This is a genomic window from Streptomyces polygonati (genome assembly GCF_042650325.1).
Classification (GTDB): Bacteria; Actinomycetota; Actinomycetes; order Streptomycetales; family Streptomycetaceae; genus Actinacidiphila; species Actinacidiphila polygonati.
The window spans coordinates 479785-500299 of the sequence record NZ_JBHSBB010000007.1; the positions used below are offsets into that span (position 1 = coordinate 479785).

Below are 20515 nucleotides of genomic sequence, written 5' to 3' on the forward strand. Positions count from 1 at the left end.
TTAGTACGCTACCTGCCATGACGCACGCCCACCGGCCGCAGACCGGCGCGGCCCAGGAGTGGACAGGCCGGGCCAGCAACCGTATGCAGTGGGTGCTCGCCGCGGCGGGCGCTGCCTGCCTCGCCCTCGGCATCGACCTCGCGGTGGACGGGCCCGGCACCTCGGGCCTGGCACCGCTGGTGATGTCCGTCGTGGGCTGCCTCGCCGTCGGCCTGCTGGTGCTGTTCGGCACCATCGCCTTCACCCATGTGCACGTGAGCATCGATTACGACGCGGTCCATGTCCGGTGCGGCCACATCGGGCTGCCGCGCCGCCGCATCCCGCTGGAGGACGTCAGCGACGCCGAGGTCAAGATGCTGATCAGCCCGCGCACCTGGGGCGGCTGGGGCTATCGCTGGCGCCCGGAGCTGGGCACCGCCGTGGTCGTCCGACGCGGACCCGGTGTGGTCATCGAGCTCGGCGGCGGACGGCACTTCACGGTCACCGTCGACGACCCCGAAGGCGCGGTCCTGGCGATCAGGAACTGCCTGCGGCTGCGGGGCAGCGGCCACCCGGCCACGGGCGCCGGCGCCTGAACCGCTCCGTCCGACCCGCGCAGTCCGCCCCCGTTCCCCGGGCCTCAGCCCGGCTCCTGCGCCCCGCCTCCGGTCCCGCCGTCCTCGGCCAGCGGGCGGGCCGTCGCGACGCCCGCCAGATATCCGGCGCCCGCCGTCACCGCGGCATGGCTCAGCACCTGGTCGACGGTCGCCAGCAGCGCCAGAGCGGTCAGCGCCGCCCCGGCCGTGAGGACCACCCGCGTCGGCCGGGACGAGCGCCACAGGGCGCACAGCACCCAGCCGTAGGCGACCGCGAGCAGCGCGACCCCGGGGTAGCCCTGTTCCGCGGCGAGCTGGAGCGGCGCGGACCGCGGTGACCCGGTGGCGGTGGCCGGCGTCGCGGTGGTCGGCGCCCCCGGCGCGTCGGCGAAGTCCTCGGGCCCCACACCCCGCAGCGGATGCCGATCGGCGAGGGCGACCGCCCGGTGCCACAGCTCGACCCGCGGCGGGGAGAGCCGCCCGGTCACCGACGACGACAGGCGGGCCGGGAACAGGTCGAGCGCCACCGCGCAGCTGCCGGCCACCGCGAGCGCCGCGACCAGCGCCAGAGCGGCCAGCGCGAGCAGCCGGCGGCGCCGGAGCCGGGCGGCGGCCAGCGAGCACAGCACGACCGCGGCGCCGGCCGTGCAGCCGGCGACCGAGCCCAGCAGGAGAGCGGCGGCCGCCGCGCCGGCGCCGACCAGCCGCAACCCCGTCCGTCGCACCCGGCCGCGGGCCGCCCAGGCGGCGCAGCAGGCCGCGCCGACCGCCAGCACCAGCAGAGCCGCCCGCGCGTCGGGGCTGTCCGGGGGCGCCGCCTCCGGGACGGCGGACAGCCGGGACGGCGGCATCAGGGCGAGCGCGACGAGGACCCCGGCGGCCGACGCGGACGCTGGCGCCGGCAGCAGCGCGCCGAGAATGCGCCCGGCGGCATGTCCGGCGGTGACGGCGAGCAGCGCCAGCAGAGCGCCCTCCGGGCGGGCGGGCCGCCCGGCGGCGGCGATCAGCACCCACCCGGCACAGCACACCAGCACCGCGATGCCGACCGCGTCGGTGACACCGCTGTGCGGCCCCACGGAGCAGACCGCCGGGAGACGCCCGTCGGGCGACGGCTCCGCCCGCGCGGCGTCCGGCGTACCGCCGGTCATCGTGTCCATCCCCCGCCATCCCCTGCCGCCACCCGGGCGCGACGGGGGTGCCGCCGCACCCGCGTTCCCCGCGTGGGCGCTGTCCTCCGGCTCACCGTAACGGGTGAAGTTCGCGCTGTGGATATGTCGCGCGGGAACCTTGTCCGGCTTGTGAAACCTGGTGCTGATGTGGCGTTCACCCTTTGTCTCGTAGGCTCAGGGCATGGCGATTCCCAAATTCATCCTCGACATCCGCGAGAAGGCCGGGGACACCCTGCTGTTCCTGCCCGGGGTGGTGATGGTGGTTTTCGACACCCGTGGCCGCGTCCTGCTCAACAAGCGCGCGGACAGCGGGAAGTGGGCCCTCATCAGCGGCCTCCCCGATCCCGGCGAGCAGCCGGCCGAGGCCGCGGTGCGTGAGATCCTGGAGGAGACCGCGATCTCCGCGGTGGTGGAACGGGTGCTGAGCGTCTTCACCAACGAGCCGGTGGTCTACGAGAACGGCGACCGCGCCCAGTACGTCGACATCGTGCTGCGGTGCCGCGCGGTCGGCGGTGAGGCGCGGGTGAACGACGACGAGTCGCTGGACGTGCGGTGGTTCGCGCTCGACGAGCTCCCGCCGCTGGGGCCGATCGCCCGGGGCCGGATCGAGTTGGCGCTGCGCGACGATCCCACCTGGTTCGCCCCGGCCCCGGCGCCCGGCCTGGCGGACCAGGGCTACCCGGCGCCGTAGCGGCCCGGAGGGCGGCCCCTGATGCCAGCAGATGACCTGCGCGCGGGTTTCAGGTCCTCATCGAGTTTTTGCGTAAATCACTATTGAATTTACGTCGCCCCTCTGATGGGATGCGAGTGCTCCGGCGCGACCTGACCCGCGCCGGAGCACTCGGCTTTCTGCGGCCTCCGCCCGTGCCGCCGCGCGGTCCGGCGCCTCGCGAGAACCGGCCGCGAAGCCGGTCAACATCCGTCTGGCCAGCGGACTTTGTCAGTGCTTGGCGGTAAAATCGACAGTGTTCGAGAGGGTTGGCCGACGCCTCTGGAGGATGTCGATGGCCGCTGCCGTACTGTCCCTGCCGAAGTCCGGACCGACGCAAGTTCCCTTGTTCGCGACACCGTTGCCCAAGAAGCCGCTGCCGGCCGGGCTGCCGCGCGAGTGGTATGTCGCGCACAACCGCCGGCTGAAGACCATGCGCCTGGTGATCGCGCTGCTCGACTCGGGTGTGTACGAGCCGGCCCAGGCCGGCAACCGGAAGATCCGGGACACCGCCGAGCTCATCGGTGTCCACCCGCCGTCCGACCTGACCTGCCGGATGGTGCGCGCCCTGCTCGGTTACGGGCGCTGAACCCCCGCTCGGGCGGCCCCCTCCACCGCACACGCCGCGGTGGAGGGGGCCGTCCGGCGTTGCCCGGCGCGGGACCGGCCGGGACGGTCTACGTCTTGCGGTAGCTGTACGCCTCACCGGCCGCTGCCGCCACCGCGTCCAGGTCCGCCCCCGTCGACGCGGTGACGACGGCGGCCACCGCCCCCTCCAGGAAGGGGGCGTCGATCAGCCGGCTGCCCTCGGGCAGTTCGTCGTCGGAAAGGAGCGCCTTGACGGTGAGGACGGCGCTGCCGAGGTCGACGAGCACGGCCACGCCCGCGCCGCGGTCGACGGACCGGGCGGCCGAGGCGATCAGGTCCGAGCTGGTGCCGAGTCCGCCGTCGGGGGCTCCGCCGGCCGGCCGCACCTGGACCTGCGAGCCGCCGCCGGTCAGGCCGACCGCCAGCTCGGCGACCGCTTCGGCGACGGCCGCGCTGTGGGAGACGAGCACCACGCCGACGAGCGGGGTCGCGCCGGCCGCCGGATCGGGGGTCGAGGTCATGCCGCCGCCTCCTTCGCGGTGTCGGCCAGCGTGTTGATCAGCAGGGCGGACGAGGTGGCGCCGGGGTCCTGATGGCCGACGCTGCGCTCGCCGAGATAGCTGGCGCGGCCCTTGCGGGCCCGCAGCGGGACGGTGGCCCTGACGCCTTCGTCGGCGGCGCCGGCCGCCGCCGCGAGGGCGTCGGCGGCCGAACCGCCCGCGTCGAGGGCGCCGGTCAGCGCGTCGAGGGCCGGGAGCAGCGCGTCCAGCATCGTCTTGTCGCCGGGCACCGCGCCGCCGAGTTTGGCCACGGCGTCCACGCCGGCCCGCAGCCCGTCGCGCAGCTGGGCGGCGGACACCGCCCGGTCGTCGCCCAGCTCCTTGCCCGCCCGCCGGAACAGCGTGCCGTACAGCGGCCCGGACGCGCCGCCGACCTTGCTGATCAGCTGCCGCCCGAGCGCCACCAGCACACCGCCGGGCGTGTCGGGCGGCTCCTGCTCGATCGCGGTGCGGGCGGCGAGGAACCCGCGGCGCATATTCGTACCGTGGTCCCCGTCGCCGATGGGGGAGTCGAGGTCGCTCAGCTGCTTGGACTCGCGGTCGATGGCTGTCGCGGCCGTGTCCAGCCACCGGCGCATGAAGGCCGTGTCTATCGCGGGTTCGTCCGCTGGAAGCGCGTTCATGGGGTGCCTTTCACCGAGGGATGCGGGAGCACCGAGGGATGGGTGGGAGCGGGGCCGGGAGAGGGCTCAGCAGCCCCAGCGCAGGCCCGGGGTCGACACCGGCGCGTCCCACAGCCGCAGCAGCTCCTCGTCCACCTGGCAGATGCTCACCGAGCTGCCCGCCATGTCCAGGGAGGTCACATAGTTGCCGACCAGGGTGCGGGCGACCGGAAGGTGCCGCTCGGCCAGCGCGCGGTGCACCTCGGCGGTGAATCCGTACAGCTCCAGCAGCGGCGTGCCGCCCATGCCGTTGACCAGCACCAGCAGCGGCGCGTCCGGCCGCAGATCGTCCACCACGGCCTCCACCGAGGCGTCGGCGATCTCGCCGGAGGTCATCATGGCCCGCCGCTCCCGGCCCGGCTCGCCGTGGATGCCGACGCCCAGCTCCAGCTCACCCTCCGGCAGATCGAAGGTGGGGCCGCCCTTCTCCGGGGTGCTGACCGCGGTCAGCGCCACCCCGAAGCTCCGGGACGACTCGACGACCCGGCGGGCGATCGCGGTCACCCGGTCCAGCGGCGCGCCCTCCTCGGCGGCGGCGCCGGCGATCTTCTCCACGAACAGGGTGGCACCGGTGCCGCGGCGGCCCGCCGTATAGGTGCTGTCGATGACCGCCACATCATCGTTGACCAGCACCTTCTCGATCCGGACGCCCTCCTCCTCGGCCAGCTCCGCGGCCATGTCGAAGTTGAGCACGTCGCCGGTGTAGTTCTTCACGATGAACAGCACACCCGCGCCGCTGTCCACCGCGGCGGCGGCCCGGGTCATCTGGTCGGGCACCGGCGAGGTGAAGATCGCGCCGGGACACGCCGCGTCGAGCATGCCGCGCCCGACGAACCCGCCGTGCAGCGGCTCGTGCCCCGACCCGCCGCCGGACACCAGCCCGACCTTCCCCTCGTAAGGCGCTCCCCGCCGGACGATCACCTGCTGCTCCACATCCACGACGAGATCCGGGTGCGCGGCGGCGAACCCCCGCAGAGCATCGGCCACCACGGTCTCGGGAACGTTGATCAACATCTTCATCGCTGCCTCCAGATGGGAGCGGGTGCCTTCGCTGCCGCGACGGGAACTGCGGCCGACACATAATTCCAGTATCAGCCGATGATCGGAGAACGTCACGGGCACGGCGCGACCACTGTGCGCCGACCGGCGGTCACACCAACTGGTCGGCAAGCGCGGACAGGGATCGGAGCTTGTCGTCGCTCTCGCTGCCCGGCTGCGCGGTGAAGACCAGCAGCGTCTGCGACCGGTCCGGGTCCAGCAGGCCCTGCCCGTGCAGTTCCAGCGTGCCCAGCCGGGAGTGCTCGATGTGCTTGGGCTCGCAGGAGGGGCCCATGACCGGGTGCTCGCGCCAGATCGCGGCGAACTCCTCGCTGACCGAGAGCAGCGTGCCGACCAGGGCGGCGGCGCGCGGGTCGGCACGCTCGCCGGTGGCGGCGGCGCGCAGCTGGGCGGCGATGGTCCGGCCGCTGCGGGCATGCTCGGCGGCGGGCTGGAGCAGCCGTACGGCGGGGTCGGTGAACCAGCGGTAGGCCAGATGACGCGCCATGCCGGTGTGGCCGGTCTGATCGCCCATGAGCGCCACGGACAGGCGGTTCTGCAGCAGGGTCTCGCCGAGGCTGCTCATGATCTGGGCGGGCGTGCCGGCCATCCGGTCGAAGACGCGGAGTATCCCGGGGCCGACCTCGTCGCCGTGGGACGGCCGCGGCGGGGTGACATAGCCGGCCAGGCGGAAGAGGTGGTCGCTCTCGTCCGGGGACAGCCGCAGGCCGCGTGCGATGCCCTCGAGCACCCGCTCGGAGGGGCGCGGGCCGCGCTGCTGCTCGATCCGGCTGTAGTAGTCGGTCGACACGCTGCTGAGAGCCGCCACCTCCTCGCGCCGCAGGCCCCCGGTGCGCCGTCGCCTGCCCCGCGGCAGTCCCACGTCCTCGGGCTGCAGAGCCTGGCGGCGGGTGCGCAGGAAGTCGGCGAGTTCAGCCCGGTCCATGGGGACGTTCCTCTTCTGTGCTGTCGGGTGCGTAGGGCGGTGGTTTCCACCAGAGTCCGCACATTTCTGCGGTTTCAACCGGTTTTCGCCGGTCGGAGCCCGCTCGGAGTCGGTGCTGGCGCAAACAGCGGTCCGGTCGGCGGGATTCCCCGGCTGTGGCCCGGATCACCGGACAGTCCGTCCCTGGTTAGGGCCGCGCGGCCTTGTGACCGTAGGGGCATGGACACCGAAACCAGTACTCCCGCCTTCCCTGCCCCCGCCCACTGGATCGGCGGCCTGGCCGTCCCCGGCGCCGGCCCGGTGATCGACGTGGTCAACCCCGCCACCGGCGCCGTCATCGCCTCGGTACCCGCCGGAACGGCCGCCGACGTCGACCGGGCCGTCGAGGCGGCCACCGCCGCCTTCCCCGGGTGGGCGGCGACCGCGCCCGCCGAACGCGCCCGGATCCTCGAACGCGTCGCCGAGGGTCTGCGCGGCCGCGGCGAGGAGATCGCGGCCACCATCACCGCCGAGATGGGGGCGCCGATCCAGCTCTCCCGGACGGCGCAGGCCCCGCTGCCGGTCATGGTGACGGCCGGCACCGCGGGGCTGGCCGCCGGCTTCCCGTGGACCGAGGAGATCGGCCACTCGCTGATCGTGCGCGAACCGGTCGGCGTGGTCGGGGCCATCACCCCGTGGAACTTCCCGCTCCAGCAGCTGGTCACCAAGGTGGTGCCCGCGCTGCTGGCCGGCAACACCGTGGTGCTCAAGCCGTCCGAGGTGGCGCCCCTGACGGCCCGGACCTTCGCCGAGGCGGCCGCCGGGGCCGGGCTGCCGGCCGGAGCGTTCAATGTCGTGCACGGCACCGGGCCGGTGGTCGGCGAGGCGATCGCCGCGCACCCGGGCGTCGACATGGTGTCCTTCACCGGCTCCACCCGCGCCGGCAAGCGGGTCGCCGCCGTCGCGTCGCAGACCGTCAAGCGGGTCGCGCTGGAACTGGGCGGCAAGTCCGCCAACATCATCCTGCGCGGCGCCGACCTCAAGGACGCCGTCACCCGCGGACTGGCGGGGGCCTGGGCCAACAGCGGCCAGGTCTGCGGCGCGTTGTCGCGGATGCTGGTCCCGGCCGAACTGCACGACGAGGTGGTGGCGCTGGCCCTGGACGCCGCCCGTGAGTACACCGTGGGCGATCCGACCGACGAGAGCACCCGGTTGGGGCCGTTGGTCTCCGCGGCGCAGCGCGAGCGGGTGGCCGGCTACATCGAGCGGGGCATCGCGGACGGCGCCACGCTCGTGACCGGCGGCCCGGAGCGGATCGAGGGGCTCGGGGAGGGCTTCTACGTACGGCCGACGATCTTCGCGGATGTCGACCCCGAGTCGGTGATCGCCCGCGAGGAGATCTTCGGCCCGGTGCTGGCGATCATCCCGTACACCGACGACGACCACGCGGTGCAGATCGCCAACAGCACACTCTACGGGCTCAACGGCGCGGTGTTCGGCGAGAGCGGGCACGCCCTGGCCGTCGCCCGGCGGATCCGGGCCGGCCAGATCGACGTCAACGGCGCGCAGTTCAACCCGCTGGCTCCCTTCGGCGGCTACAAGCAGTCCGGCAACGGCCGGGAGATGGGCCGCTTCGGACTGGAGGAGTTCCTGGAGGTCAAGGCGATCCAGCGCTGAGAGCGTCGCCCCGCCCCTGGCCGGCCGGGCGTGGCCCGGCCAGGGGCGGCCGGGCCACGCCTGCTCCTGACAGCGCGTGCGGCCGGTGCCACACTGTGCGGATCGGGACCGCTGGGCGCGGTTCCCGGGGGGAAGGGGCGGTGCCGTATGGCGCAGCAGGTGCGGGGTGTCGTGGCCCGGCGCAAGGGCGAGCCGGTGTCCATCGAGACGGTGGTGGTCCCCGATCCGGGCCCCGGCGAGGCCGTGGTCCGGGTGCAGGCCTGCGGGGTCTGCCACACCGATCTGCACTACCGCGAGGGCGGCATCAATGACGACTTCCCCTTCCTGCTCGGCCATGAGGCCGCGGGGATCGTGGAGGAGGTCGGCGAGGGCGTCGAGGACGTGGCCCCCGGCGATTTCGTCATCCTCAACTGGCGAGCGGTCTGCGGGCGTTGCCGGGCCTGCCTGCGGGGCAGGCCCTGGTACTGCTTCGACACCCACAACGCCCGGCAGAAGATGACGCTGACCGACGGCACCGAACTCACGCCCGCGCTGGGTATCGGGGCCTTCGCCGAGAAGACGCTGGTGGCGGCCGGCCAGTGCACCAAGGTGAACCCGGCCGTCGCGCCGCAGGTGGCCGGACTGCTCGGCTGCGGTGTGATGGCCGGACTCGGAGCCGCCCTCAACACCGCCGACGTCCGGCGGGGCGACTCGGTGGCCGTCATCGGGGTCGGCGGGGTCGGCGGCGCCGCCGTGATGGGCGCCCGGCTGGCCGCCGCCGCCACCGTCGTGGCCGTCGACGTGGACGACCGGAAACTGGCGCAGGCCGAGAAGCTCGGCGCCACCCACACCGTCAACTCCCGCACCACCGACGCGGTGCGGGCGATCCGCGACCTCACCGGCGGCTTCGGCGCGGACGTGGTGATCGAGGCGGTCGGCCGACCCGAGACCTACGAGCAGGCGTTCTACGCCCGGGATCTGGCCGGTACCGTCGTGCTGGTGGGCGTCCCCACCCCGGAGATGGAGCTGAAACTGCCGCTGCTGGACGTCTTCGGCCGCGGCGGCGCCCTGAAGTCCTCCTGGTACGGCGACTGCCTGCCCTCCCGCGACTTCCCGGTGCTGATCGACCTCCACCTGCAGGGGCGGCTGGACCTGGGGGCCTTCGTCAGCGAGACGATCGGGCTCGGCGACGTGGAGGAGGCCTTCGCGACCATGCGGCGCGGGGACGTGCTGCGGTCGGTGGTGCTCTTCTGACATCGGCGGGCCGGTTGGCGGTCCGGCGGCTCAGCGCGCCGACACCGGAATCCGCGGGGTGGCGGCGAAGGCCGCCGTCGGGGTCATCGCGACGCCCTTGACCGTCACGGAAGCGCTGGTGGAGACCTTCGCGCACGCGCCGCCGGCCGCGGTGCGGCCACCGGTGGTCGGCCCGGGCGGAGACACCGCCGCCCGGCCCGCGCGCTCCTCGAAGGTCTCGTCGGACGGTGGGCCGCCCCTCCCGGCCGGGGACGCGCTCGGGGAGGTGGTGGCGTCGGCGGTCGAGGGCGCCCCGGAGCCGGTGACCCTCAGCGGGCGGTCGGCGCCGATGGTGGCGAACAGGCCCCTGGCCGCGGGGCCCGGCACCAGCCGGTTCGGGTCGTCGGGGTCGGGGCGGGTGGGCATGGTGGTGAAGCTGAAGCGGGCGGGCGGCACCTTGCGTACGTCGTCGGCGAGCCCGTACAGCTTGGAGATCGCGGCCAGTCCGCTGTCCACGGTCAGCGCCTTGGTCGCCGCGTCGGCGGTCGACAGCATGCCCGCGGGGTCGGACAGCCGGCCGCCCGCCCGCATCCGACGGGCGAGGGCGCCCAGGAAGAGGTGCTGGGCGTCGGTACGGCCGAGGTCGCTGCCGTCCCCGAAGGCGTGCCGGGAGCGCAGGAACTCCAGCGCGGCGTCGCCCCGCAGCGAATGCCGCCCCCTGGCGAGCTTCAGACGCGAGAAGGGATCGTAGACGTCGCGGTCCACGCACACCCGCACCCCGCCCACCGCGTCGGACATCCGCACCACCCCGGCGAAGTCTGCCATCACGAAGTGGTCGATGGGAAGGGCGGTCAGCGCGTGCACCGCGGCGACCGTGCAGCCCGGGCCGTACTGCAGGGTGGAGTTGACCGGGCCGCGCCGCGCGGCCGCGACGCCGCCCCGGGGAGCGCGGCAGGCCGGCAGCGGCATCACGGTGTCGCGGGGGATGCTGAGCACGCTGGCGTGCGAGCGGTCGGCGGAGATGTGCAGCACCATCTCCACATCGGCGTTCTGGCCCGGGCCGCAGTCGCCCCCGAGCCGGCAGTCCGCCGGGTCCGAACGGGTGTCGGACCCGATCACCAGCACATTGACCGGGGTACGGCCGAAGGCGTCCGGCCGCTCGGCGCCCGCGTCCCCGATCCCGCCGAACAGCGGGAGCTCCCGCAGATTGCCGTTCAGCCGGAAGTAGACGAAGGCGCCGGCGCCGGCGGCCAGCAGCACCGCCACGGACAGGCCGAGCGTCACCCAGCGGGCGATCCGGCCGCGGCGCGAGCGCCGGGCGGCCGGCCTCACCGCGCTGCCCCCCTGGCCGGCTTCCGCGTCGGTCCCCGGCGGGAGCCGCCGAGGCTCGCCCGCCGCGCTGTCGAGGTGGTTGTCCTGCCCGTCGGCCATGCGTGTGTACGCCCTCTGTACGTCCTCGCGTCCGTCCGCGGACCGGTGGACAAACCGCCCACCAGCGCCATCGCAGTATCGCCCACGCGGACGGCTAATCGCCGCTGCGCGCGGGCGGGGTGTCGGCCCGGCAGCCGGACCCGGCACCCGCCCGTCCACCCGGCGCCCGCCCGGACCGGCTCCCGAATTGCCCTGACGCGCTGTCCCGCCGGCAGCCGGTCGCGGCCATACTGGGACCGGGGAAGCACCGAGAGGCACGGGGGCGGCGGCGCGCGATGGCGGCTGGACATCACGAAGGACATGACGACGGGGACCGCGGCGGACAGCAGGATCCGGGCAACGGGACACCGGGTGGCAGCGCGGGCAACGGCAGGCTCATCCAGGGGCGTTACCGGCTGCACGAACTGATCGGCCGGGGCGGGATGGGCGAGGTCTGGCGCTCGCTGGACGAATCACTCGGCCGCCGGGTGGCGGTGAAATGCCTGAAGCCGGCGGGCCATTCCGGCGACGCCGGCTTCACCCGCATCCTCCAGGAGCGATTCCGCCGGGAGGCCAGGGTCGCGGCGGCGCTCCAGCACCGCGGCATCACCGTCGTGCACGACTTCGGCGAGCACGAGGGAGTGCTCTTCCTGGTGATGGAGATGCTCGACGGGCGCAATCTGCTCCAGACGCTGGACGACGCCGGCCGCAGTCCGCTGCCCGTCCCGGACATCACCGACATCGCCGAGCAGGTCGCCGACGCGCTCGCCTACACCCACGCCCAGGGGGTGGTGCACCGGGATCTGAAACCGGCCAACATCATCCGGCTCACCGACGGGGCGGTGAAGATCTGCGACTTCGGCATCGCCCGCCTGGGCCACGACATCGGCTTCACCTCCCGCCTCACCGGCAGCGGCGTTGCCATGGGCACCCCGCACTACATGTCGCCGGAGCAGATCGACGCCTCCGAGGTCGACCATCGCAGCGACCTGTACTCGCTGGGCTGCGTGCTCTACGAACTGGCTACCGGGCGCCCGCCGTTCGACCTCGGCGACGCCTGGTCGATCCTGGTCGGGCACCGCGACAGCCAGCCCGAGCCGCCGCGGGTCGGCCGCCCGGAACTGCCGGTGGAACTCGAACGGCTCATCCTCGACCTGCTGGCCAAGGACCCCGAGCACCGGCCGCAGGACGCCGCCGACGTCGGCGGCCGGCTCAAGGCGATGCGGGCGGCGGCCGGGGTGACCACCCGGCCGGTGCCGGCCGCGCTGCCCGGCTGGGCCAGGGGCCTCACCACCGGCAGCGCGGCCCGCTCCACCCGCGCCCACCGCATCACCGCCCCGCCGCACCACGAACTGACCGCCGCCTGGTCCACCCGGCCGGTCACCGAGCAGGCCAGCCCCGAGACCCTCGCGTCGCTGGCCGCCCGGCACGCCGAGGCCATCGACCTGGCCCGGATCGGCAACTGGCGGCAGGCGTACGACCTGCACACCTCCGTCGCCGCCGCCCGCGACCGCGCCCAGGGCACCGACCACCCCGACACCCTGGCCAGCCGCCACGAGGCCGCCCACTGCCTGACCCGGCTCGGCCGCACCGAGGAGGCGCTGCGGATGTACGAGTACGTCGCCGAGGCCCGCCGCCGCGTGCTCGGTCCCGACGACCCCGACACTCTGGTGGCCCGGCACGAGGCGGCGTACGAACTCGGCCGGCTCGGCCGCCACCTGGAGGCACACCAGGAGTACTCGGCGGTGCTCGCCGCCCGCGAGCGCACCGCCGGCCCCGACGACCCCGACACCCTCCAGTGCAAGCACAACCTCGGCGTGAACCTCGGGCTGCTCGGCCGCGCGGAGGAGGCGTATCTCACCGCCGCCGAGGTGGCCGAGGCCCGCGCCCGGGTGCTGGGCGCCGACGACGAGCGGACGCTGGTGACCAGATTCGAGGTCGGCCACGCGCTGGCCCGCACCGGGCGGTCGGCGCAGGCGCTGGAGACCTACCGCGAGGTCGCCGAGATCCGTGAGCGCGTCCTCGGCGCCGATCACCGGGACACGCTGGCCGCCCGCTACGAGATCGGCATCTGCCTGGGCCGGCTCGGCCGCAGCGCCGACGCGCTGGCGCTGTACGAGGACCTGGTCGCGGCCCTGACCCGTACCGCCGGTTCCGCCGACCTGGAGACGCTGCGGGCCCGGCACGCCCTCGGTGTCAACCTCGGCCTGCTGGGCCAGTGGGACCGCGCGCTGGCCGAGGCCCGCGATGTCGCGGCGGTACGGGAGCGGCTGCTCGGCGCCGGACACCCGGACACCCTGGTCAGCAAACGGGAGATCGCGGTCGGCCTGGGCTGGCTCGGCCGCTGGTCCGGGGCGCTCACCGTCTACCACGAGGTCGCCGAGACCCGCGAGCGCGTCCTCGGCCCGGCCCACCCCGACACCCTCACCAGCCGCAACGACGAGGCCGGCTGCCTGGCCCAACTCGGGCGCACCGCCGAGGCACAGGCTCTGTACCGCCGGGTCGGCGAGCAGCGGGAAGAGACACCCGAGCGGCTCTGAGTTCGGGCGGTGCGGCGGCGGGCTCCTCGACCCGGGCCCGGCACCCCGGGCGCGCGCCGCCATGCGCGATGATCAGCCGGGGCAGGCGTCCCACCGGGGGCGGCAGGTGCGATCGGGCGGGGCCCGGCAGAGGCGAGGAGCGGCGGCGAGTGGACGACGCGAGCGGCACGATGCGTGTGATGACCTGGAACCTCTGGTGGCGGTTCGGCGGCTGGCGGGAGCGCCGCGAGGCGATCGCCCGGACCCTGGAGGCCGAGCGCCCGGACGTCCTGGGCCTGCAGGAGGTGTGGGGGAGCGCCGACGGCACCGGGCCGGACGGGAATCTGGCCGGCTGGCTGGCCGAACGGCTCGGTATGCACTGGACCTGGTCGCGCTCGCCGGTCCAGGACCGCTGGCACAAGCGCAACGGCGGCGACACCTCGGTCGACGTCGGGGTGGCGGTGCTCAGCCGGCACCCGCTGCTGGAAACCGCCGAACGGCGGCTGCCGGCGGGTGACTTCCGCGACGACGGCAAGACCGCCCTGTACGCCTCGATCGACGCACCGGGCGGGCCGCTGCCCTTCTTCACCACCCACCTCAACTCGGGCCTGGGCGAATCCGCGGTGCGCTGCGCGCAGCTGCGCGAGGTGGCGGCCTTCATCGGCGAGCGCGCCCACGGCGCCTACCCGCCGGTGCTGACCGGCGACTTCAACGCCGAACCCGACTTCGACGAACTGCGGCTGATCCGCGGCTATCAGACCGCGCCCGCGGTCCGCGACCTGGTGCTGCTCGACGCCTGGCGGTTCGCCGACCCCGAACTGCCCCGGGGCACCTGGAACATGACCCCCGAGGAAGCGGTCACCTTCGGCCGCGGGCCCAGCTGCATCGACTACATCCTCGTCGGCGTCCCGGACGCGAGCAGGCGCGGGATGATCCGCTCCGCCCGCCGGGCCGGCCACCTCCCGGTGGACGGCGTCCAGCCGTCCGACCACGCGGCAGTCGTCGCCGAACTCTCGCTGGGCGCCGGGGGCGCGTAGCCGGGGCGGCGGCCCGACCCGTCGACGGCCGTCCGGGTCAGCCCCCGGCGAACTCCACCTGCGCGGCGCGGACCACGGTGCCGAAGCGGGGGAAGTCCAGTGCCACCGAGGCCTCGTGCTCGGCGGCCGTCATCCCGGACATCGCGTCCGCCGCGAAGACCAGGCCGTAGCCGAGGTCGGCGGCGGCCCGCGCGGTGGACTCCACGCCCAGGTTGGTGGCGATCCCGGCCAGAACGAGGGTGCGCACCCCGCGCTCCCTGAGCCGGTCGTGCAGATCGGTGCCCTGGAAGGCGCCGACGGTGTGCTTGACCACCACCAGGTCGGCGGCCCCGGCGACCTCCGCCACCAGGGCGCTGCCCGGCGGCTGGTCCGGGACTCCGGCCCGTTGCGCCCGGACCGCCACCACGGGCGCCCCCGCCGCCCGGAAGGTCCGGGCCAGCCCGAGCGACGCGTCGAGTACGGCGGAGCCCGGATGAGGGGCCAGCGGCAGCGCGACGATGCGGTCCATCAAGTCGATCAGCACCAGGGCGGTGCGGGCGGGGTCGAGCCCGGGAGCCAGCGGGGATTCGCGTTCGGCGCCGGCCCGGCGACCGTGATCATGTGCGGTCATGATCGGACCCTACCCGGCGGATCACGCCCGCGTCGGGTGATCGAACACGCAAGCTCCGCAAGGGAGTTGTTCGCCCAGGAGAGCACCCGGCATGACCCGCGTCATGACACCGGGGAGTGACGCCGGGGGCGGCTTCCGTCTTCCCGCATCCGCCCGGGGCCATCGCCGATAGGCTGCAGGCGTACGACATGTGGTACCCGGAGTGGTATGTGGGAGGAGCGCGGACGTGGCGGAGAGCACCATCGGACAGCCGTTGGCGAACGGCAAGAAGCCGCAGGTCGACCTGACGGACGCGGAGTGGCTGTCCAGCAGCCAGGGCACCGGCGACGTGCAGATCGCCTTCGTCGAGGGCTACATCGCCATGCGCGACGGCCGCAACCCGGACGGCCCGGCGCTGATCTTCACGCCCGCCGAGTGGCGTGCCTTCGTCCTGGGCGCGCGTGACGGCGAGTTCGACCTCACCTGACGCCTCGTTCCCCGGCGCGATCGGCCCGGCCGCCGCACCGCGTGCGGCGGCCGGGCCGGGCGTCACGGATAGGGGTTCAGGGCCGGCAGCGGATCGCCGGTCAGCGGGCCGAGCGGGTGCCGCCCGGCCAGCCAGGCGGCCAGGTCGGTGCTCCGGCCCCGGACCGCCAGCGGCGTCCCCGTGCCCAGCGTCCACTCCCAGGGGCCGTCGGTCGCGGTGAGTGTCAGGGCGACCCCGATCGGCAGCCGGGCGCTCATGAAGTCCACCAGGTGCGCGCAGAACGGCTGCGTCCATTCCGCCACGGTGGCGCCGAGCAGGAGATCGGTGGTGTGGATCTCCAACTCCCGCCACCAGGCGAGCCCCGCGTCGAACAGCACGCCGTCCCGGTAGCTCACCGGGCGCTGCCAGTCGTCGGGACCGACCGCGGACCAGGACGCGTCCGCCTCGTCGAGCGCGTCGGTGAGCGCTGCCTGGAAGCGCGCCGCGCTGCGCCGGTGCCCGGCCTCGATCGCCGCGTCACGGGCGGGACGGCCGCCGTCGTAGACCTCGATCAGCCGGCCGCGCGGGGCGTACCGCGCCTGCCGGGCCATCGCCAGGCCGATGCCCTCGATGTGCGACAGCACATGCCCGCGGGTCCAGCCGGGCAGGGTGCTCGGCTCGCGGACCGCGTCGTCGGTGAGGCCGGTCAGCAGCTTCCGCAGCCGGAGCTGGCCGGTGTGGAGCGCGGACTGCACGTCGGCCGGGTCGATGCTCCGCGGGGTCACGACCACAGTCGCCCCCGCTCCGGGCACTCGTCGGTGCTTGGCCGGCGGTCGATCGGGAAGATCGGAAAGATGAGGAATGCGTGCGGACCGGTCGGCTGCGTGGTGCTGAACGCCGGCAGCCCGCCCGGGAACACCTCACGGCCGCGCGGCGGTTGGCGCAGGTCGGACACGGAGACCCCCTCGCTGTTAATGGTTGATCACGACGATAGCATTAGCATATGGACGTTGATCAACTCTCGCTAGATCTCGCGCTCGATCTCGCCGTCACCATCCGGCACGACGGCCGCGGCGGGATCGCCGACGATCTCGCCGAGCCGGCCGGGCTGGCGCTGTGGGTGCGCGAGCACGCGGTCGCGCTGGACGCGCGGGGGTGCCCGGTGCCCATCGCGGGCTTTCCGGTCGACGCGGCGGCGCTCGCGGCGGTGGTCGAGGTCCGAACGGCGGTCCGCGCGCTCTTCGCCCGGGCCGTGCTGCCGTGGTCGCCCGGCGCCGCCGGCCCGGACCGGCTGCCCTCCTTCGAACAGGCCCTCGGCCGCCTGAACGAGGCCTCGGCGCTGGTGCCCGTCACCCCCCGGCTCGACTGGCCGCCGGACGGCCCACCCACCGCCCGGGGCGCCGTGCCCGGCGCCCCGGGCCTTCCCGACCGGCTCACCGCCGCCCTCGCCCGCGCGGCCATCGCCTTCCTGGCGGGCCCGGACCGGGACCGGCTGCGCGCCTGCCCCGCGCCCCGCTGCGTCCGCTACTTCGTCAAGGAACACGCCCGCCAGGAGTGGTGCAAGCCCTCCTGCGGCAACCGCGCCCGGGTGGCCCGCCACCAGGCCCGCCGCCGCGCCGAACCCGGCCCGGTCCCGGGTTAGGAGCCACCGGCCGCGCACCGCGCGCGGCCCGCCCGCCGACCTGGAGCCGCTTCGATCGAGCGGGCCGGCTTGCGGACGGCAAGGGGGGCGCATCTGGGGCGCAAGGGAGCTTGGAGGCGGTGCGGGACTCATGGGAACTGGTGGGAAGGGGGCAGCCGTGGCAGTGTCCCCTGTGGGTCGGCCCGAAGGGTGCCTCCACGGTGCCGCCGCCGGCGCCGTGCCGGTCGTGTCTCCTGCCAGTGGCTGACCGGCACGGCGGCCCGCGGCGAATTCCTCGCCGTTCCACCGCCGTTCACCCCTCACACACAGCAGCCGACAGCGTACGCTGTGAGCCCACCGGATCGGTGGTCGTACGGCACGTCGTGCGCCGGGCGCGCGCCCACCGGAGGGCAGGGGGTGCACCATGACGCAGCGCCATCGGGGCAACCGGCGCGCGCTTCTCGAACGTGAGGACGAACTCGCGGCCGTCGACGAGGCGTTGGCGGAACTCACCGGTGACCGCGGCAGCCCGCGCGGCGGACTGCTGGCCTTCGCCGGCCCGGCGGGTCTGGGCAAGACCACGCTGCTCGCGGAGGTACGCCGCCGGGCCGCCGCCCGCGGCTGCGCCGTACTGTCCGCCCGTGGCGGCGACCAGGAGCAGCAGGTCGCCTTCCATGTGGCCCGGCAACTCCTCCAGCCCCGGCTGGCCGGCAGCCCCGACCCGGAGATCCGCGCCACCCTGGGCAGCTGGTACGGCATCGTCGGCCCCGCCCTCGGCCTGTGCACCGCGGACGGCCCCGCTCCCGACCCGCAGGGTCTGCGCGACGGCCTCGACTGGGTGCTCACCCATCTCACCGTGCAGCACGCCCCGGTGGTCCTGGTACTGGACGACGCGCACTGGGCCGACCCCCAGTCCCTCAACTGGCTGGCCGCGTTCGCGCCGCGCGCCGACGAACTCGCCCTGCTCATCGTGGTCGCCTACCGGCCCGACGAACTCCCGGCCGGCGCCGAGGCGTTCCGCGGCCTGCCCGGCCGCGCCGGACACCGCCCCATCGGCCTGGCACCCCTCACCGCCGACGCCATCACCGAGCTGGTGCGCGACTCGGTCGGCGCACACGCCGACGACGCCTTCTGCCGCGAGTGCTGGGCGGTCACCGCAGGGAACCCCTTCGAGGCCGTCGAACTGAGCGTCAAGGTCCGCGACCGGGGCCTGCGCCCGGACGAGACCAGCACCCACCTGTTACGGGACCTGGTGGCGGCGGTGAAGGGCCGCGGCCTGATCACCCGGCTGGAACGGCTCGGCCCTTCGACGGTGCGGCTCGCCTGGGCCGCCGCAGTCCTCGGCACCGAGACCGATCCCGCGCTGGCCGCCACCGTCGCCGGGCTCGGCCGGGAGGAGGCCGCCGACTGCGCCGACCGGCTGCGCGAGGCCCGGATCCTCACCGGTTCCCAGACCCTCGGGTTCGTCCACCCGCTGATCGCCACCGCCGTCTACCGCGCCATCCCCGACGCCGTACGCGTCGCCCTGCACGGACAGGCCGCCTGGTCGGTCATCGACGCCGGGCAGGGTCCGACCGCCGCGGCCCGGCACCTGCTGGAGACCCACCCCGAGGGCGACCCGTGGGTGGTCCACCAACTGCGCGCCGCCGCCCGGGAGACGCTGCGGGCCGGCGCCCCGGAGGCCTCCCGCACCCTGCTCGCCCGGGCACTGCGCGAACCGCCGCCGCCCGAGGAACGCGCCGCGGTGCTCTACGAGCTGGGCTGCTCCTCCCAGCTGCTGGAGCCGTCCACCACGGTCAACCACCTGCGCGCCGCCCTCGAGGAGCCGATCGACGACCCGGCGCTGCGCGACGGCATCCTCTTCCGGCTCTCCCAGTCCCTCGCGCACAGCGACCGGATGACCGAGGCCGCCGAACTGGTCACCCACGCCGCGCGCACCGCCACCGACGCCCGGACCCGGCTGCGGATGCAGGCCGAGCAGTTCATGTGGGACGCCTTCCGCGCCGACGAACCCGACTCGCCGTCCCGCTCCCGGCGGCTGACCAGGCTCGCGGACCGGCTCACCGGCCGCGACGTCACCGAGCGCTACATCATCGCGCTGCGCGCCTGGGACGCCACCCTGCGCGGCGAGCACACCTCCACCGTGCTGCGGCACGCCGGCCGCGCCCTGGAGGCGGGCCTGCCGTGGGCCGACGAGAACCGGGGCTTCGAAGTGCCGGTGCTCGCCGCCATCACCTATATGTACGCCGACCAGCCCGAGCGCGCCGAGGAGTATTTCGCCACCGGCATCGCCGACTTCGAGCGGCAGGGCTGGCGGGGCGCCCACCTGTCCTTCGGCTATCTGCTGCTCGGTTACGTCCGCTACCGGCGCGGACGTCTCGCCGAAGCCGAGGAACTGGCCCGGGACGGGCTGCGGCTGGCCGAGCGCGTCGGCCGCGTCACTCCCGTGCAGTGGTATTCGGTCGCGGTGCTGATCGAGATCCTGCTGGCCCGGGGGCGCACCGCGGAAGCCACCGCGCTCGCCGCCGAGTACTCCTTCCAGGAGCCCTTCCCGGCCACTGTCACCTTCCCCGATGCCCAGGCCGTGCACGGCGAACTCCTGCTCGCCCGGGGCCTGTACAAGGAAGCGGCTGCGGAACTGTCCTCCGTCGGGCGCCGGTTGGACCCGCGCGGGATGCGCAACCCGGCCTGGTGCCCCTGGCAGCTGGACCTCGCGCTCGCCGAGTCGCACGACGCCCCCGAACGCGCCGAGCGGACCGCGCTGGACGCGGTGGCCCGGGCCCGGCAGTTCGGCGCCGCCTCCACGATCGGGCACAGCCTGCGGATCGCCGCCGAGGTGATCGGCGACGAGCGCGGTCTCGACCTGCTGGCGGAGTCCGTGGCCCGGCTGGAGACGTCCCCGTCGGCGTACCAGCTGGCCCGCGCGCTGGTCGCCCACGGCTCGGCGCTGCGCCGCACCGGGGTACTGGCCGAGGCCGCCGACCGGCTGCACCGCGGCCTGGAGGGCGCGCTGCGGTGCGGCGCGGACGGCCTGGCGGACACCGCGCGCCGGGAACTCGCGCTGATAGCGCCGCTGCGCCCGGCCGGCGTGCCCGCCACCCGCCCCACAGCGGGAAAGGCACCCGGCCCGCGACCTTCCTAGCGCCCCCGCGACCCCCGGCGTCCGGCTCCGGGGGCACCCGCCCACCCCGTACGATGGCTGTATGTCCTTCCTCCGCCGCCGTAGCGCAGCCACGCCCACCGGTCCGGACTTCGACGTCCTCGCGATGGACCCGGGGGACTGGCCCGGTGACCTGGGCGCGGGCCTGCTGCCGGGGCCCGACGGCCGATGTCAGGGCATCTATCTGCGCTACGACCTGTTCGGCGGGCGCGGCCCGGCGATGCTGATCGGCAATCTGCCGCCCGGCTCACCGGCCCGTGAGCTGGAGGAGGGCCAGGTGCCCTTCGAGGTGGCCCAGCTGCTGGCCGCGCTCGGCAACGACGAGCCCGCCGAGGTCACCGAGTCCGAGGACACCCCGGTGATGCACGGCGACAGCCTGCTGATCGTCCGGCGGATCAAGATCTCCGAGTCGCGGGTCGCCTGTGCCCAGTTCGACCGCAGCGACGGCGTCCAGGTCACCATCGCCACCTGGGACCGGCCCATCACGGACGACCTGTACCAACTGCTCAAGCCGCTGCCCGCCGAGATGTTCCAGGCCAGCTAGACGTCCGGTCCGCGGCAGCCCGGCCGGCGTCGGCGGCGCCCCGGGCCGGGGCGC

At 74.6% G+C, this 20515-nt stretch carries 20 protein-coding genes; 11 read left to right on the plus strand and 9 right to left on the minus strand.

All coding sequences use genetic code 11. The annotated features are described in order from the left end of the window. The first annotated feature begins 17 nt into the window (after positions 1 to 17). Positions 18 to 575 carry a hypothetical protein gene (locus ACFO3J_RS08455; RefSeq protein ID WP_386427696.1) on the plus strand — a complete coding sequence of 186 codons (558 nt, stop codon included), beginning with the start codon at positions 18 to 20 and terminating at the stop codon, positions 573 to 575. Between the two features lie 44 nt (positions 576 to 619). Here ACFO3J_RS08455 and ACFO3J_RS08460 read toward each other — a convergent pair whose 3' ends face one another. Further along, the gene (locus ACFO3J_RS08460; protein WP_386427697.1) at positions 620 to 1732 is read right to left on the minus strand and encodes an O-antigen ligase family protein; all 1113 of its coding nucleotides are present in this window, start codon (positions 1730 to 1732) and stop codon (positions 620 to 622) included. A gap of 193 nt (positions 1733 to 1925) precedes the next feature. Here ACFO3J_RS08460 and ACFO3J_RS08465 point away from each other — a divergent pair, with 193 nt between their 5' ends. Further along, positions 1926 to 2435, plus strand: coding sequence for an NUDIX hydrolase (locus ACFO3J_RS08465; RefSeq protein WP_386427699.1), 510 nt, complete (start codon positions 1926 to 1928; stop codon positions 2433 to 2435). A gap of 313 nt (positions 2436 to 2748) precedes the next feature. Further along, positions 2749 to 3042 carry a hypothetical protein gene (locus ACFO3J_RS08470; protein WP_386427701.1) on the plus strand — a complete coding sequence of 98 codons (294 nt, stop codon included), beginning with the start codon at positions 2749 to 2751 and terminating at the stop codon, positions 3040 to 3042. An 88-nt stretch (positions 3043 to 3130) separates the two neighbouring features. Here ACFO3J_RS08470 and ACFO3J_RS08475 read toward each other — a convergent pair whose 3' ends face one another. The 4 genes from ACFO3J_RS08475 to ACFO3J_RS08490 form a co-directional block, all read right to left on the minus strand. Then, positions 3131 to 3562, minus strand: a complete 432-nt coding sequence (locus ACFO3J_RS08475; protein ID WP_386427703.1) for a PTS-dependent dihydroxyacetone kinase phosphotransferase subunit DhaM — start codon at positions 3560 to 3562, stop codon at positions 3131 to 3133. After that, positions 3559 to 4224 (minus strand): dihydroxyacetone kinase subunit DhaL, encoded by a 666-nt coding sequence (dhaL, locus tag ACFO3J_RS08480; protein ID WP_386427705.1) that lies wholly within the window; start codon positions 4222 to 4224, stop codon positions 3559 to 3561. Before dhaL ends, ACFO3J_RS08475 begins: the two co-directional genes overlap by 4 nt. Positions 4225 to 4290: 66 nt before the next feature. Next, complete coding sequence (gene dhaK, locus ACFO3J_RS08485; protein ID WP_386427707.1) at positions 4291 to 5283, minus strand: dihydroxyacetone kinase subunit DhaK; 993 nt, start codon at positions 5281 to 5283, stop codon at positions 4291 to 4293. 130 nt (positions 5284 to 5413) lie between these two features. Further along, a complete protein-coding gene (locus tag ACFO3J_RS08490) occupies positions 5414 to 6247 on the minus strand; it encodes a helix-turn-helix transcriptional regulator (RefSeq protein ID WP_386427709.1) in 834 nt (277 codons plus the stop codon). Positions 6248 to 6466: 219 nt separating this feature from the next. Here ACFO3J_RS08490 and ACFO3J_RS08495 point away from each other — a divergent pair, with 219 nt between their 5' ends. Further along, positions 6467 to 7903 (plus strand): aldehyde dehydrogenase family protein, encoded by a 1437-nt coding sequence (locus tag ACFO3J_RS08495; RefSeq protein ID WP_386427711.1) that lies wholly within the window; start codon positions 6467 to 6469, stop codon positions 7901 to 7903. 147 nt (positions 7904 to 8050) lie between these two features. Beyond that, positions 8051 to 9136 carry an S-(hydroxymethyl)mycothiol dehydrogenase gene (locus tag ACFO3J_RS08500; protein WP_386427712.1) on the plus strand — a complete coding sequence of 362 codons (1086 nt, stop codon included), beginning with the start codon at positions 8051 to 8053 and terminating at the stop codon, positions 9134 to 9136. A gap of 30 nt (positions 9137 to 9166) precedes the next feature. On the opposite strand, the gene ACFO3J_RS08505 is transcribed toward ACFO3J_RS08500, so the two are convergent. Beyond that, positions 9167 to 10546 (minus strand): LCP family protein, encoded by a 1380-nt coding sequence (locus ACFO3J_RS08505; RefSeq protein ID WP_386427714.1) that lies wholly within the window; start codon positions 10544 to 10546, stop codon positions 9167 to 9169. 275 nt (positions 10547 to 10821) lie between these two features. On the opposite strand from ACFO3J_RS08505, the gene ACFO3J_RS08510 reads away from it, so the two are divergent. Next, complete coding sequence (locus tag ACFO3J_RS08510; RefSeq protein WP_386427716.1) at positions 10822 to 13065, plus strand: serine/threonine-protein kinase; 2244 nt, start codon at positions 10822 to 10824, stop codon at positions 13063 to 13065. 170 nt (positions 13066 to 13235) lie between these two features. Continuing rightward, positions 13236 to 14081 carry an endonuclease/exonuclease/phosphatase family protein gene (locus ACFO3J_RS08515; protein ID WP_386427819.1) on the plus strand — a complete coding sequence of 282 codons (846 nt, stop codon included), beginning with the start codon at positions 13236 to 13238 and terminating at the stop codon, positions 14079 to 14081. A gap of 37 nt (positions 14082 to 14118) precedes the next feature. On the opposite strand, the gene ACFO3J_RS08520 is transcribed toward ACFO3J_RS08515, so the two are convergent. Beyond that, positions 14119 to 14691, minus strand: coding sequence for an isochorismatase family protein (locus ACFO3J_RS08520; protein WP_386427718.1), 573 nt, complete (start codon positions 14689 to 14691; stop codon positions 14119 to 14121). A 226-nt stretch (positions 14692 to 14917) separates the two neighbouring features. Between ACFO3J_RS08520 and ACFO3J_RS08525 the strand changes: the two genes are divergently transcribed. Further along, a complete protein-coding gene (locus ACFO3J_RS08525) occupies positions 14918 to 15157 on the plus strand; it encodes a DUF397 domain-containing protein (protein ID WP_093716245.1) in 240 nt (79 codons plus the stop codon). Between the two features lie 62 nt (positions 15158 to 15219). Here ACFO3J_RS08525 and ACFO3J_RS08530 read toward each other — a convergent pair whose 3' ends face one another. Together ACFO3J_RS08530 and ACFO3J_RS08535 are read right to left on the minus strand one after the other, a co-directional pair. Next, a complete protein-coding gene (locus ACFO3J_RS08530; RefSeq protein WP_386427720.1) occupies positions 15220 to 15921 on the minus strand; it encodes a maleylpyruvate isomerase family mycothiol-dependent enzyme in 702 nt (233 codons plus the stop codon). Further along, positions 15918 to 16091: a hypothetical protein gene (locus ACFO3J_RS08535; protein WP_386427722.1), complete on the minus strand. Its 174-nt coding sequence runs from the start codon at positions 16089 to 16091 to the stop codon at positions 15918 to 15920. Before ACFO3J_RS08535 ends, ACFO3J_RS08530 begins: the two co-directional genes overlap by 4 nt. Positions 16092 to 16139: 48 nt before the next feature. Between ACFO3J_RS08535 and ACFO3J_RS08540 the strand changes: the two genes are divergently transcribed. The 3 genes from ACFO3J_RS08540 to ACFO3J_RS08550 all read left to right on the plus strand — a co-directional run bounded on the left by ACFO3J_RS08540 (position 16140) and on the right by ACFO3J_RS08550 (position 20461). Continuing rightward, the gene (locus ACFO3J_RS08540; protein WP_386427723.1) at positions 16140 to 16778 is read left to right on the plus strand and encodes a CGNR zinc finger domain-containing protein; all 639 of its coding nucleotides are present in this window, start codon (positions 16140 to 16142) and stop codon (positions 16776 to 16778) included. A gap of 403 nt (positions 16779 to 17181) precedes the next feature. Further along, on the plus strand, positions 17182 to 19899 hold the full coding sequence (locus tag ACFO3J_RS08545; RefSeq protein WP_386427724.1) for an ATP-binding protein: 2718 nt from the start codon (positions 17182 to 17184) through the stop codon (positions 19897 to 19899). Between the two features lie 61 nt (positions 19900 to 19960). Continuing rightward, on the plus strand, positions 19961 to 20461 hold the full coding sequence (locus ACFO3J_RS08550) for a hypothetical protein (protein WP_386427726.1): 501 nt from the start codon (positions 19961 to 19963) through the stop codon (positions 20459 to 20461). Positions 20462 to 20515: the final 54 nt, after the last annotated feature.

Excerpts from the sequence above, each read along its gene's own strand:
- ACFO3J_RS08505 (WP_386427714.1), bottom strand. The coding sequence starts at position 10,546 with ATGGCCGACGGGCAGGACAACCACCTCGACAGCGCGGCGGGCGAGCCT.
- ACFO3J_RS08540 (WP_386427723.1), top strand. The coding sequence starts at position 16,140 with ATGGACGTTGATCAACTCTCGCTAGATCTCGCGCTCGATCTCGCCGTC.
- ACFO3J_RS08515 (WP_386427819.1), top strand. The coding sequence starts at position 13,236 with ATGCGTGTGATGACCTGGAACCTCTGGTGGCGGTTCGGCGGCTGGCGG.
- ACFO3J_RS08495 (WP_386427711.1), top strand. The coding sequence starts at position 6,467 with ATGGACACCGAAACCAGTACTCCCGCCTTCCCTGCCCCCGCCCACTGG.
- ACFO3J_RS08500 (WP_386427712.1), top strand. The coding sequence starts at position 8,051 with ATGGCGCAGCAGGTGCGGGGTGTCGTGGCCCGGCGCAAGGGCGAGCCG.
- dhaK (WP_386427707.1), bottom strand. The coding sequence starts at position 5,283 with ATGAAGATGTTGATCAACGTTCCCGAGACCGTGGTGGCCGATGCTCTG.
- ACFO3J_RS08520 (WP_386427718.1), bottom strand. The coding sequence starts at position 14,691 with ATGACCGCACATGATCACGGTCGCCGGGCCGGCGCCGAACGCGAATCC.
- ACFO3J_RS08490 (WP_386427709.1), bottom strand. The coding sequence starts at position 6,247 with ATGGACCGGGCTGAACTCGCCGACTTCCTGCGCACCCGCCGCCAGGCT.
- ACFO3J_RS08475 (WP_386427703.1), bottom strand. The coding sequence starts at position 3,562 with ATGACCTCGACCCCCGATCCGGCGGCCGGCGCGACCCCGCTCGTCGGC.
- ACFO3J_RS08465 (WP_386427699.1), top strand. The coding sequence starts at position 1,926 with ATGGCGATTCCCAAATTCATCCTCGACATCCGCGAGAAGGCCGGGGAC.
- ACFO3J_RS08545 (WP_386427724.1), top strand. The coding sequence starts at position 17,182 with ATGACGCAGCGCCATCGGGGCAACCGGCGCGCGCTTCTCGAACGTGAG.
- ACFO3J_RS08460 (WP_386427697.1), bottom strand. The coding sequence starts at position 1,732 with ATGGACACGATGACCGGCGGTACGCCGGACGCCGCGCGGGCGGAGCCG.
- ACFO3J_RS08510 (WP_386427716.1), top strand. The coding sequence starts at position 10,822 with ATGGCGGCTGGACATCACGAAGGACATGACGACGGGGACCGCGGCGGA.
- ACFO3J_RS08470 (WP_386427701.1), top strand. The coding sequence starts at position 2,749 with ATGGCCGCTGCCGTACTGTCCCTGCCGAAGTCCGGACCGACGCAAGTT.
- ACFO3J_RS08550 (WP_386427726.1), top strand. The coding sequence starts at position 19,961 with ATGTCCTTCCTCCGCCGCCGTAGCGCAGCCACGCCCACCGGTCCGGAC.
- ACFO3J_RS08455 (WP_386427696.1), top strand. The coding sequence starts at position 18 with ATGACGCACGCCCACCGGCCGCAGACCGGCGCGGCCCAGGAGTGGACA.
- dhaL (WP_386427705.1), bottom strand. The coding sequence starts at position 4,224 with ATGAACGCGCTTCCAGCGGACGAACCCGCGATAGACACGGCCTTCATG.